Below are 11,520 nucleotides of genomic sequence, written 5' to 3' on the forward strand. Positions count from 1 at the left end.
AATACATGTAGCTTCTTTATTGTCATCATTATTTTGTTTCAGCATAGCTGCTTAGATCTTGGTAATACTTTGTAAGAGAGGAAGCCGAAATATCAAATGTCGCAGCGATTTCTTTTACCGTCATAGAAAGGGACTCAAACAGCTCCTTTTCCTGGCCATAACGAATCGCACCAGCTGCAATGGCCGCTTCTTTACGCGCAGTCGGTTGACCTTCAATTAAATAGTCCTCTAGAAGCTCTAGCATCGGTGCTGTTTCACGCTCATTTTGCTCTAGGAAGTCTTTTACTTGTGTCAGGACATTGCTCTCAAAGTTTGAAAATTCCTCACCTTTATAGCCATTTGATACTAATAACTCCCAAAATGCTAGGTGCTCTTCTTTTAAGAAGGAGCCAACCTTCTTCTCTGAAGCCTCAAAGCGCTTCTTGAATTCTTCAAAGACCTTCGCATGATCTTCTGGGAAGAAAATCAGTGTAGACACAGCTAAATAATGAGCCGATTTCTTCGTTCCATCTGGTAAAATGAAGGCAAATACATGCATACCTTCAGGAATCGGTTTGTTATTTTCACGTCGAATATAAAGCTCATCATTTGTAAGTATATGATTAGCCTTGAAATATTTTTCCTCAACAACAGACACCGTACCAATAAATAAAGTCGGCTGAGACCAATCTTCAAGTACTTTGACTGTAGAAGGTCTTACCGCCTTTTTCTTCGTTTTCTTCAAATAATTTTTCCAAATAGATGGCTCTTGGTGGAAGAAAAAGTCGTCTAAAGCGATGGCTTCAATAAGCTCTCGCTGTAAAACGCTCTCTAATTTAGGCTGCCATGTGCCCACATGCTCAATATAGGCACGAACATCTTTACGTTCAGGATACTCTAAGTAAAATGTTTGTAGCACACGCTCTAATTCTTCGATTTGTACTGCTTCCACTGTTACTTGTTGTTTGCCTTCACAACATTTTTTATATTTTTTGCCGCTACCGCATGGGCATGGATCATTACGTTTTACCATAATTAGAACACTTCCTTTAATCATTGTTAATCGTATATTGCTAAATAATTTGCGTACTCTTAATAATAACGGTACTTTTGTATGAAGAAAAATGATTGTCTATTTTGAAATATCTAAAAAATATAGAGGGACGCCCTGATTCTAGTATATGTACGTATTTTTCTACTTAGAACTAAAAAAAGAAAACGATCTATACCTTGAATAGGTAGGACCGTTTTCTAGTTAAATTATTGCTGAACCGCTTCGATTTCCACTGTTAGACGTTCAAGCTCATCAATTAAATGGCCAATGTAGGCAATTGTATCACGAAGTGGTTGGTCAGTCGTAATATCAACACCAGCCATTTGCGCTAACTCCACTGGTGATTTTGTACCGCCAGCCCGAAGAACTGCTAGCCAATCTTCAACAGCTGGAGCGCCCTCTTTTAAAATACGTTGAGACACTTGTGTGGAGATGGTTAACCCTGCACTATATGTGTATGGATAAAGGCCCATATAATAGTGCGGCTGACGCATCCATGTGAGTTCAGCGCCTTCAGAAATAACGACTGTATCTCCCCAGAAGTCTTCCAGCACGGAACGTTTTAATTGATTGAGGATGGTTGCATTAACTGCTTCTCCAGCATCAATTAATTCATATACTTTGCGTTGATAGGCAGCTTCTAGTAAATGTGTAACAAAGTTATGATAATATGTTTTCGCTACAATATTGGAAATTACCCAACGTTTAAAGCGTAGATCTTCATTATGTGTTAGTAAATAATTCGCTAACAGCATTTCATTCATTGTCGATGGCGCTTCAATAAAGTATAGAGATGGTCGACTATTAAGATAAGATTGATGTTCATACGTACTTGCAAAATGCCCAGCATGACCAAGCTCATGAATAAGTGTAAAGACTTCATTCATTTGTTCATTCCATGACATTAAAATATAAGGATGGCTACCATACGGGCTTGAACAAAATGCCCCTGTAGATTTTCCTTTGTTTGGCGCATAGTCTATCCAACGTTCATTAAAGGCTCTCTCCATTAATTGATTATAGTCATTACCCATAACGGCTAAAGCCTTTTCAACATATTCTTTTGCCTCAGCCATCGATAATCTTGGATCATAATCAGGGTCAAGTGCAATTTTTAAATCTGCAAATGTCATTTGGTCGATTCCGTTGGCTTTTTGAATTAACGTTGCATAGCGACGCATATGTGGGGCAAGTTCTTTTGTAATTAAATCAATTTGACGATTATAAAGTGAACGATCGACATCTTGATCAAATAGTAAATAGTCAATGACAGAATTATAGCCTCTTAGGTCAGCCATTGTTTTTTCTTGTTGAATATGTGTGTTATATACTTGTGCTGTTGTATGCTGGTAATCGCGTAGCTTGCTTGAAAAAGCTTGAAAGGCAGCACGGCGTACATCTGTATTTGCTTCAAACTCCCAGTCATTTTCGTAAAGCACGAAGCTAAGGGGATGCTTTTCACCATTGGCTTCAAATTCGCCAAAATCCATGTCCACTAATTTCGTCGTATTGTACGTTTTATATGGCGCGTCAAATGTGGCACTGAAGGCTGCCAGCGCTTTTTCCACTTCAGGATGGAGCTGGTGTGGTTTTCGCTTTAATAATTCCTCTAGATATCGTTTGTAAAGAGGGCTTAATGTCGCTGCTTCTTGTAAAACAGCTTCATCCAATGCTAGTAACTCGCTGCGCACGAAGGATAGTGCACTGCTGACTTTTCCGATAGCTGTACCAAACTTTGCAGCACGCATTTGTGCTACATCATTTGTGCGATCTGTCTCTAGATTTAAGCTTGCATATGTGCCAATCGGAACAAACTTTATTTGTAGCTCTTCAAAGGCTGTTAACACGTCGATTACTTTTTGTGCATTTGTAATCGTACCTTTGTATTGCTGCTCGAAGCTAAGTGCATCTTCCACTAATTGGGCTAAGGTAGGTTCAAAATCAGCCTCATTGCTCAATAAATCTGTTAAATCCCAAGTTTGCTCTACTGCAACATCTTTTCGTAATGGTAAAACTTTCATTTATGGACACCCCTTTACATATAAGTGATTTCATTATAACGAAACTATTTCGGAAAGTGAAATAATTTCATAGAATAGTTGAAATATTCTTACTCTAAATCGTTTCTCATGAAGGATGTTTGAAATATTGTCGGTCGGGAACAATGAGTGTATAGCCAACATCTTTTATGACTCATACTAATGGCTAGAACAAGACATATTGGAGGAGAAATTGATTATGGCACAAAACTTAAACAAACAATTAAATAAGCTAGTGGCGACATGGTCTGTGCTTTATACAAAGCTACACAATTATCATTGGTATGTCACAGGTCCAGCCTTCTTTACACTGCATGCAAAATTTGAAGAGCTATATAATGAAACAACATTGAATTTAGATGAAATAGCAGAGCGTATTTTATCAAAGGATGGCAAGCCAGTGGCAACATTAAAAGAGCATCTAGAGCTATCCTATGTAGAGGAAGCAACAGGTGAAGAGACGACAGAGGACATGGTTGCAACAACAATCTCAGATTTCCAAAAGCTGATGAAAGCTTTAAATTCTACAATGGAGCTAGCCGCAGAAGAAGGAGACGACCGTACAGAGGATTTACTCAATGCCATGTATCAGTCTCTTGAAAAGCATACATGGATGTTAAAAGCCTTTCTGACAAGTAAACATTGACAATTTGCATGCTGGAGAAGACATTCTCTCCAGCATGCTTTTTTTCTGCCCAACATATTATGTCAAATCAGCAACGTAGTTTAAGGCAATTTAACAATTATTACAGTTTAGTAAAATGGGTTTGTTTGTGTGTAGCGCGGGTAATTACCTAGTAAGCCATACAACATAGGAGGAATTGAACATGATGAATGAACAAAATCCAAAAATTGAGGTGGCCCATACAAGGGATGAAATGCTTCACATTTTAGAGAATATGCGAATGGAAGGTTATCACCAAGACGATATTCATATTATTGCGAGAGATCCCCAACAGTTTGAGGATGTAAAGTGGGATGCCGATGTGCAAACGCATGAGGCTGGAAATTGGGTAGACCAATTTAAATCTTGGTTTACAGGCGACTCAGCCGTTACAGAGGGTTTAAAACGATTTAATCTGTCAGAGGGACAAATCGCTTACTATGCGCATCTTGTAGAACAAGGAAGTATTGTCTTATATGCAGAACATGAGGATGATGTTGATACACTCCAAACATATCCAGAGACTGCTAAAGAGCAAGAGGAGCGTTTAAGAAATCAACAGCGTATGGCAGAAGCAGAGCAATATAGAAGATTTTTATAATGAGTCAAACTAACGAGGTATGACTATTTCTCGATCGTTTGAATATAGACAAAGTCGATTGTTTCGACTTTGTCTATTATTTTATCTAGCGTTTCTTGAAAAGAAGGGCTATTTTTTAAATGCCACCTTTATATTTAGAAATGTTATTTTTCGCATTTAGTATTGAGAGAATTGGATCACTTGTTTTCTTTTTAAAAGGTTGCGAAAGCAGGTCTTGTAAATTAGTAGATTCTCTAATGTCAAGGCTTTGTTTGGTTTCCATGAGGAGAACCCTTTGTCCTGTTGGTTTGACAAGGTATTGACGTACATAGCCATTTTCGTGTCTGACCTCAATTTTCGATTTGCTCTTTTTTTCGTCTTCCACTTCACGGTCATCCACATGTCTTATTAAATCCAGTAGGTTTTGTGTTTGAATCGGTTGATTGTCCTTGGTTGGTGAATAATATGACGTATGTAAGGTTTGAATTTGCATGTATGAATCTCCTTTATTTTCGTACCTGTAAAAATTATACTATTTTACATGTAATCGTGCCATAGAAAAGGAAGCTTGAGAAATAACGCTCAGCTTCCTCTTTTATTCATATAACAAAGTGACTCAATACACTATATTATTGTATGACTTTTTCCTGTGCATCCTTTTTCATAAAACGTAATACATGGAAATGCTCTAATTGTGCTACTAAATTCCCTATAAGAATGAAGCTACCACCAATCATTAATTTCATTGTTATGCCTTCTCCGATAAACATCATGGCAAACATAGCGGCAAAAATTGGTTCTAAGGAGAATATAAGACCTGTATGTGTAGCAGAAGTATACTGTTGTGCAACAGTTTGACCAACAAAGCAAAACGCACTACAGATGATGCCAAGCCCTAAAATAGCAATCCAGGATATTGCTGAATTTGGCATTGTTGGTGTTTCGAATAGAAACGTTAACACAAGTGCATAAATACCAGCAAAGCCAAGCTGATAAATTCCATATGAAATGGACTCTACATTTCGTGTGAATGAGCTATTTAAAAGTAAATAAATTGAATAACATAACGCAGCAATTGCTACTAATAAATCACCTTTATGGAAAGTGAATGAGCCGTGTGCTGTTAAGACGGTAATACCAATCATGGTACAAATGATCGCAAAGCTAACTGCTCGTGAAGGTAATTTTTTTTCAATAAAGCTGCTAAAAATCGGCACTAACACGACTGTTAGGCTCAAGATAAAGCCTGCATTTGAAACAGAAGTAGATTGTAAACCAAATAAACTTAACGCGAACACAATGAATAATAAAAATCCTTGAATAGCCGCATATTTTAATGTTTTACCATTTACTTTGATCATCCGTTTGTAAAAAATAAGTCCTGCTACGAAAAATGCGATGATACAACGTAATGCCACCACATTATAAACTGCCAACGTTTCTAGCCCCATGACCATAAAGGTATAAGAGAGCCCCCAAAACATTGTGACAATAACCATCAATACATTTGCTTTTCCTTGGATACTCATTATGTTCACCTACCATCTGTGTACTAAAACAGTTTTATACTAAAAATTACTATATATCTTGTGTTGTGATTAGTAAAACGAATGTTTATAATGAATAGGATTAAAAAAATTCATGTATATAGAGGGATTGCGGATGAGCTTAGTTAAATATGAGATTCTTACAAAGGTGGCAGAGGTGGCAAGCTTTACAAAAGCAGCTGATGCGCTAGGGTTAACACAATCTGCTGTGAGTCATGCCGTGTCGAGTTTAGAAAAAGAGTTTGGCTTTGCGCTCATTCATCGAAGTCGTGTGGGTGTGACATTAACGAGTGAGGGACAAACAATGCTAAGGGCAATGCGTCAGGTTTTGGATGCTCAGGAATTATTGCAACAGGAAGCAGCTCACATTCATGGCGTGACACGGGGTAAGGTTCGAATTGGTGTGATATCGAGTATTTCTTCCAATTGGATGCCAGAAATTGTTCGAATTATGGATAATCAATTTCCAGGGATACAGGTGGAGTTACGAGAGGGAGATTACTATGAAATTGAACAATGGCTTTTAAGTGGTGAAGTAGAAGCAGGATTTTTGAATGGTCAAAAGTCAGCGCAATATCAGTTCACTGAGCTCCAACAAGACCCATTATTATGTATTGTTTCGGATAAAAGTCCATTGTTTGATAAGACAGAAATTGATATCGTAGATTTAGAGGATATGCCATTTATTATGACTTCCTATAAAGGGACAAATGATGTCAAGGTGCTATTAGAGCAATATCATGTCAAGCCGAATATCCGCTTTGAGCTTTCTGAGGAGGTAGGGATTCTTTCCATGATTTCTCATCATTTAGGGATCAGTATTTTACCTCAGTTGGTTATTCAAAATTTACCGCCAACATTGAGAGCGATTCCATTAAAGCAAGGTGGCTACCGAACGATTGGTATTGCCATGAAACACCATGCTTCGCCCGTCACAAAGAAATTTGCAGAGATATTAAGTGCTTGGCTAAAAGAACAAAACAGCTCCCTAAAATAGTGGCTATTGAAGCCTATCCTTACATTACGTTAAAATAGTATTTGTATATATTTCAGAAAATAGGTGAGTGTATGGGGACATTACAGGGCAAAACCGTACTCATTACAAGTGGGGGAACACTTGAAAAATGGGATCGTGTACGAGGTCATACGAATTTATCAAAAGGCACAATGGGGTGTTATTTAGCAGAGGCGGCGCTGGCTACTGGCGCTAACGTAGTATACATGCATGGTTACTTTGCACAGCTCCCAGAAAACCAAAATGATATGACATTGATACAATTTGAAGGCATAGAGGATTTAGGACAAAAGGTGCGTCATGCAGTTCAACAACAACATGTCGATATCGTTATTATGGCGGCTGCGGGCTCTGATTGGGTCATTGACAAAGTATATGATCAATCAGGTAATTTAATGGAGGAAACGGGGAAAATGCCTTCTGACGAACCACCTATTATTCATTTTAAAAAAGCACCAAAAGTATTAGGTCAAATTAAGGGATGGCAACCGAATGTAACGTTAGTAGGCTTTAAGCTCGAAGCAACGAATGATGAGGAATTCTTGTTAGCTCGTGCCAGACTGCGTATGGAAACAGCCAATGCACAATTTATGGTAGCAAATAGCTCTCAGTCTTTATATGGGGGGGATGAACCTCATTGGATTGTACCTGCTGATGGACAGCCTCTTAAAGTAATGGGCAAGCAAAAAACAGCAGAAGCTTTAATGATGTATTTACAAAATCAATAAATGTGAACTGTGTAGAGAAATAGTTCTACGCAGTTTTTTCTTGCCTAAAAGGTTAGCATCCTATAATATTTACTTAACGTTCGGTAAAAAAGGAGGGTAATAATGGGAAATAAAGAACAAACTTTTCGAAAGATTATAGAAATTGCTTATGGGATGTTTGCGGAAAATGGTTTTGAAAAAACAAGCTTAGCAATGATTGCTACAGAGGTCGGTATTTCAAAACCAGCCATTTACTATTATTTTCAATCAAAAGATCAATTAATCGCTTTCATATTTGATGAATTGTATAAAGAAATTCAACATGATGTCGCTGTGGATTATAAAGAGCTTTCTTCCGCTAATTTTAAGGAGGAATTACTTAAGCTAGGCTATCAATCTATTGAGGCACAGGACAAGGACCCTTATTTTAATAAAATATTTAATCAATATGTACTATTAGCGGCTCGCGATGAAAACTATAAAAGACAATTAGTAGAGCTAGAAACCAGCTTTTTAACAAGCTTTGTTACTATCCTACGATATGGCGTACAGCTAGGCGTGTTAGAGGATACTCCCCATATAGAAGCGAAGGCACAGATGCTAGCCCTGGTCTATGATAATATCGGTAATTTCATGTTAACAGGCAACCAATTGAACTATAGGGCTATTTGGAAGGAGGCTGTACATAGCGTTATTCAAGGGGGCAAAGATGACAAAAAGAAATGATGATCGGCGCATTGAAGGTCTTGATTTTGCAAGAGCTCTCGCCATGCTTGGCATGTTCATTGTCAATTTTGGCGTTATAACAGGTTCTACAACGAATGGTTCAACATGGTTAATTGCCTTCCAACATCTTTTCGAGGGACGTGCTTCAGCCGTATTTGTCATGCTAGCAGGAATAGGGACAGCCTTCATGACTCGTCAGGCTAGAGAGAGTAAGGACCCAATCCTTCTTCGTCAAAATCGACTTACTTTGTGGAAGAGGGCGCTTTTGTTATTTACGATAGGGATACTATTATATGCGATCGGCTGGACAGGAGATATATTACATTATTATGGCGTGTATATGTTTGTTGCTGCTTGGTTGATTGCCCAATCCAAGAAAATGATGATCTTCATAATCGGTGCCATCCTTATCCTTTCACAATGGCTCCAAATTCAATTTAATTACCTTGCTGGTTGGCATCCAACATATGTGTTACTAGAGTATCTTGATTTTTGGACACCAGCTGGATTTATAAGAAATTTGATGTTTAATGGCTATCACCCTCTATTCCCCTGGATTTGCTTCTTTCTGATAGGTATGGTGATAGGCACATTAGATTTAACAAATCATACATTAAAAAAAAACTTACTGGTGACAGGTTTATTGCTAGTCATCATGACTGAGACTTGTTCAACGTTATTCATTAAGATGACAACCATTCATTTATTAGATGTAGAGAGTGCATTGTATTTATTTGATACAGGACCGATTCCACCGAATATGATGTATGTCCTATCTAATTCGGCTTCGGCTATTGTCATCATTGTGGGCTCCATCTATCTTGTAGAGACATGTAAAAATAAAGTTATTCAATCTTTCATATTAACAGGACAAATGTCTTTAACGCATTATGTTGGCCATGTTGTTATAGGCATTGGAATACTAATTATTTGCCAAAAGCTGGAGAACCAAACACTTGCTTTTTCCATGCTGTATGCCTGCTGTTATTTTTTAGGATGTGTCTTTGTTTCAGTATGGTGGAGGGCTAAACATCATCGAGGCCCACTTGAATTCATGATGAGGAAATGGAGCTTGTAATAAATTAATGGAGTGCCATCTATTTCTCACTGACTAGGCATAAAATACTTTAGGTATAGGGAGTCTTTTAATCTAAACGACATATTGCATAGTATTCAACTAGGTTTTCTAATATTTTGTATTGACATTCCTATAGCAGAATTATAGAATTATTTTCAAGAAACGCAGTACTCTTATCAAGAGAGGTGGAGGGACTTGGCCCAATGAAGCCTCGGCAACCGAAAAACAGGTGCCAAATCCAACAGATGGTGTCTGAGAGATAGGAGGGGCTATCAATCAGTTTGATGCGTTGGCCTCTTTATGAACAATAAGGATAAAAAAGAAGGGGTGTATCGTATGGCTCAGTCAGTAAAAGTAGATGATAAGAAATTAGAGGCAATTGCGAAGGCGATTCAAAATCTTGAATTTGGTGAAGTGCATATTACGATTCAAGATGGTGTGATTGTGCAAATTAATAGGCTTGAAAAGCAGAGATTTCCGCAGAAAAAATAACCATGATTTCAGTAGAACTTATGTCAAACGGCCACCTATAAGCATGAAGGATTTCCTGTGCTTACAAGTGGCCCTTTTTTTGTGTAAAGGCTAGCTATAAAAGCTTTTTGGTATGGGACCGATATGACGGCGATGATACAGCAAGGGCTCTTTTTGAGCATTTGTAATATCTACGACCTGCCCTATAAAAATGGTATGGTCACCAGCATCGATTTGCTGAAATGTTTTACATTGTAAATTAGCTGCTGTATCATGTAAAATCGGTAGTCCTAAAGAGGAAGTGGACCATGTTGCTTGTGCAAAGCGATCAGGGATTTTACTAGCAAATAGTGTACATAAATGCTCTTGATCACTCGCTAAAATATTGACCACAAAATTTGGCGCAGTCGTGAAATAGGGATGGAGCTGAGATTTTTTATCGAGTGACCACAAAATAAGGAGCGGGTCGATTGAAACAGATGCAAAGGAATTGACGGTTAAGCCAATCGGTTTTGTGTCATAACATGTCGTGACAACTGTTACGCCTGTAGGGTAATTACCTAATGCCAATTTAAAAGCAGCTACTAAATCTGTCATTCAAATCACCTCTTTATGAAATTAGTGAACGGAGTTTGTAGGTAAACGAAACTTTTTTTCATATCCTACTAGTAACTCCTTTTCTTGAGTAAATTTTAAACTAATCAAACATACAGGTAAAGGTAATGGGGAAAGAAAGGGGAATGGCCATGACTTTATATTTTGATCATCTGGTTCATCAAGTGGAATCACCAGAAAATATAAAGGTTTTCTTCAATAAACGAAATGTCCATACAGTGAATGGTGGGCAGCACACGATGTGGGGGACTTATAATACGTTAAGCTACTTTGGCTTAAGCTATATTGAACAAATTGCTATCTATGATCGTGATTTATTTGAGCAAGCGGCACAATACCCATATTCCCTACATTATACGTTTAAACGTGATCAAGAGCGCCAGGGATTTTCTCGAATTGCTCTGCGCACAAAAAATATTGAGGAAGAGGCTCGACGATTGCGAGCATTGGGCTATGAAGTATATGGACCTGATGCATGTAGCAGAACAAGACCAGATGGCACGGTGGTAGAATGGAAGCTACTGCATTTTGGTAAGCCAGATCTGCCAATTGATTTTCCATTTTTGATTGAATGGGCGGAGGAAGATGAAGAACGCTTTGTTCAATTAAAAGCAAGTGGTGCCATTGATGTCAAACAGGCTATAACGATGGAATCCGTCCAATTCTACGTCAAGGACATGCAGGCAACAGTACAGCTGTGGCAAGATGTGTTACAGCTACCAGAGCCTACGCAATATGAGCAGTATATGTCACTACAGCTACCGAATATGCGTTTAGATTTCTATAAGGAAGAGAGTGCGATGACAATGACACTCGGTCATGTCAAAGAGGGACCATTTGGTGTGACATTAAAGGATCCTAAACGAACAAAAGAAACATTAGTTTGCCCTGGTGCTTTTTATTGGATAAATCGATAAGGAGAAAAGGCTGGGCCATAACTAACTGGGACCTTCATTAAGCCGAATAATCTTTAAATTAACAAAACATGATAACTAGAAAAACCGAACTATTCCAAAACACTTCGTGAGCATTTCAGTGGATAGTT

General features: G+C 38.1%; 13 protein-coding genes and 1 riboswitch. Of the genes, 8 read left to right on the top strand and 5 right to left on the bottom strand.

Going from position 1 to position 11,520, the window contains the following annotated elements:
- Positions 1-28: 28 nt before the first annotated feature.
- Both LCP48_RS08430 and pepF read right to left on the bottom strand, forming a co-directional pair.
- The gene (locus LCP48_RS08430) at positions 29-1,012 is read right to left on the bottom strand and encodes an SEC-C domain-containing protein (protein ID WP_004269384.1); all 984 of its coding nucleotides are present in this window, start codon (positions 1,010-1,012) and stop codon (positions 29-31) included.
- Positions 1,013-1,239: 227 nt separating this feature from the next.
- Positions 1,240-3,054: an oligoendopeptidase F gene (gene pepF, locus LCP48_RS08435; RefSeq protein ID WP_009370460.1), complete on the bottom strand. Its 1,815-nt coding sequence runs from the start codon at positions 3,052-3,054 to the stop codon at positions 1,240-1,242.
- Positions 3,055-3,271: 217 nt separating this feature from the next.
- Between pepF and LCP48_RS08440 the strand changes: the two genes are divergently transcribed.
- Both LCP48_RS08440 and LCP48_RS08445 read left to right on the top strand, forming a co-directional pair.
- Positions 3,272-3,718: a Dps family protein gene (locus tag LCP48_RS08440; protein WP_225340854.1), complete on the top strand. Its 447-nt coding sequence runs from the start codon at positions 3,272-3,274 to the stop codon at positions 3,716-3,718.
- A 181-nt stretch (positions 3,719-3,899) separates the two neighbouring features.
- Positions 3,900-4,337 (top strand): general stress protein, encoded by a 438-nt coding sequence (locus tag LCP48_RS08445; protein ID WP_004269387.1) that lies wholly within the window; start codon positions 3,900-3,902, stop codon positions 4,335-4,337.
- A 115-nt stretch (positions 4,338-4,452) separates the two neighbouring features.
- On the opposite strand, the gene LCP48_RS08450 is transcribed toward LCP48_RS08445, so the two are convergent.
- Both LCP48_RS08450 and LCP48_RS08455 read right to left on the bottom strand, forming a co-directional pair.
- The gene (locus tag LCP48_RS08450; protein WP_004269388.1) at positions 4,453-4,809 is read right to left on the bottom strand and encodes a hypothetical protein; all 357 of its coding nucleotides are present in this window, start codon (positions 4,807-4,809) and stop codon (positions 4,453-4,455) included.
- Positions 4,810-4,945: 136 nt separating this feature from the next.
- A complete protein-coding gene (locus LCP48_RS08455; RefSeq protein WP_004269389.1) occupies positions 4,946-5,845 on the bottom strand; it encodes a DMT family transporter in 900 nt (299 codons plus the stop codon).
- A 133-nt stretch (positions 5,846-5,978) separates the two neighbouring features.
- Here LCP48_RS08455 and LCP48_RS08460 point away from each other — a divergent pair, with 133 nt between their 5' ends.
- The 5 genes from LCP48_RS08460 to LCP48_RS08480 all read left to right on the top strand — a co-directional run bounded on the left by LCP48_RS08460 (position 5,979) and on the right by LCP48_RS08480 (position 9,881).
- The gene (locus LCP48_RS08460) at positions 5,979-6,860 is read left to right on the top strand and encodes a LysR family transcriptional regulator (RefSeq protein WP_004269390.1); all 882 of its coding nucleotides are present in this window, start codon (positions 5,979-5,981) and stop codon (positions 6,858-6,860) included.
- A gap of 71 nt (positions 6,861-6,931) precedes the next feature.
- Positions 6,932-7,606: a phosphopantothenoylcysteine decarboxylase domain-containing protein gene (locus tag LCP48_RS08465; protein WP_004269391.1), complete on the top strand. Its 675-nt coding sequence runs from the start codon at positions 6,932-6,934 to the stop codon at positions 7,604-7,606.
- A gap of 102 nt (positions 7,607-7,708) precedes the next feature.
- The gene (locus tag LCP48_RS08470) at positions 7,709-8,311 is read left to right on the top strand and encodes a TetR/AcrR family transcriptional regulator (RefSeq protein ID WP_004269392.1); all 603 of its coding nucleotides are present in this window, start codon (positions 7,709-7,711) and stop codon (positions 8,309-8,311) included.
- Entirely contained in the window at positions 8,295-9,389 is a 1,095-nt protein-coding gene (locus tag LCP48_RS08475; RefSeq protein ID WP_225340855.1) for a DUF418 domain-containing protein, read from the top strand. Before LCP48_RS08470 ends, LCP48_RS08475 begins: the two co-directional genes overlap by 17 nt.
- Before the next feature lie 170 nt (positions 9,390-9,559).
- Positions 9,560-9,655: riboswitch (SAM riboswitch) on the top strand.
- A gap of 70 nt (positions 9,656-9,725) precedes the next feature.
- Positions 9,726-9,881 (top strand): YezD family protein, encoded by a 156-nt coding sequence (locus tag LCP48_RS08480; RefSeq protein WP_004269393.1) that lies wholly within the window; start codon positions 9,726-9,728, stop codon positions 9,879-9,881.
- Between the two features lie 90 nt (positions 9,882-9,971).
- Here the strand turns inward: LCP48_RS08480 and LCP48_RS08485 are convergent, their stop codons facing one another.
- Complete coding sequence (locus LCP48_RS08485; RefSeq protein WP_004269394.1) at positions 9,972-10,457, bottom strand: flavin reductase family protein; 486 nt, start codon at positions 10,455-10,457, stop codon at positions 9,972-9,974.
- A 149-nt stretch (positions 10,458-10,606) separates the two neighbouring features.
- Here LCP48_RS08485 and LCP48_RS08490 point away from each other — a divergent pair, with 149 nt between their 5' ends.
- Positions 10,607-11,392, top strand: coding sequence for a VOC family protein (locus LCP48_RS08490; RefSeq protein ID WP_225340856.1), 786 nt, complete (start codon positions 10,607-10,609; stop codon positions 11,390-11,392).
- Positions 11,393-11,520: the final 128 nt, after the last annotated feature.

The organism is Lysinibacillus capsici (assembly GCF_020217405.1).
Taxonomy (GTDB): domain Bacteria; phylum Bacillota; class Bacilli; order Bacillales_A; family Planococcaceae; genus Lysinibacillus; species Lysinibacillus capsici.

Excerpts from the sequence above, each read along its gene's own strand:
- LCP48_RS08430 (WP_004269384.1), bottom strand. The coding sequence starts at position 1,012 with ATGGTAAAACGTAATGATCCATGCCCATGCGGTAGCGGCAAAAAATAT.
- pepF (WP_009370460.1), bottom strand. The coding sequence starts at position 3,054 with ATGAAAGTTTTACCATTACGAAAAGATGTTGCAGTAGAGCAAACTTGG.
- LCP48_RS08440 (WP_225340854.1), top strand. The coding sequence starts at position 3,272 with ATGGCACAAAACTTAAACAAACAATTAAATAAGCTAGTGGCGACATGG.
- LCP48_RS08445 (WP_004269387.1), top strand. The coding sequence starts at position 3,900 with ATGATGAATGAACAAAATCCAAAAATTGAGGTGGCCCATACAAGGGAT.
- LCP48_RS08450 (WP_004269388.1), bottom strand. The coding sequence starts at position 4,809 with ATGCAAATTCAAACCTTACATACGTCATATTATTCACCAACCAAGGAC.
- LCP48_RS08455 (WP_004269389.1), bottom strand. The coding sequence starts at position 5,845 with ATGAGTATCCAAGGAAAAGCAAATGTATTGATGGTTATTGTCACAATG.
- LCP48_RS08460 (WP_004269390.1), top strand. The coding sequence starts at position 5,979 with ATGAGCTTAGTTAAATATGAGATTCTTACAAAGGTGGCAGAGGTGGCA.
- LCP48_RS08465 (WP_004269391.1), top strand. The coding sequence starts at position 6,932 with ATGGGGACATTACAGGGCAAAACCGTACTCATTACAAGTGGGGGAACA.
- LCP48_RS08470 (WP_004269392.1), top strand. The coding sequence starts at position 7,709 with ATGGGAAATAAAGAACAAACTTTTCGAAAGATTATAGAAATTGCTTAT.
- LCP48_RS08475 (WP_225340855.1), top strand. The coding sequence starts at position 8,295 with ATGACAAAAAGAAATGATGATCGGCGCATTGAAGGTCTTGATTTTGCA.
- LCP48_RS08480 (WP_004269393.1), top strand. The coding sequence starts at position 9,726 with ATGGCTCAGTCAGTAAAAGTAGATGATAAGAAATTAGAGGCAATTGCG.
- LCP48_RS08485 (WP_004269394.1), bottom strand. The coding sequence starts at position 10,457 with ATGACAGATTTAGTAGCTGCTTTTAAATTGGCATTAGGTAATTACCCT.
- LCP48_RS08490 (WP_225340856.1), top strand. The coding sequence starts at position 10,607 with ATGACTTTATATTTTGATCATCTGGTTCATCAAGTGGAATCACCAGAA.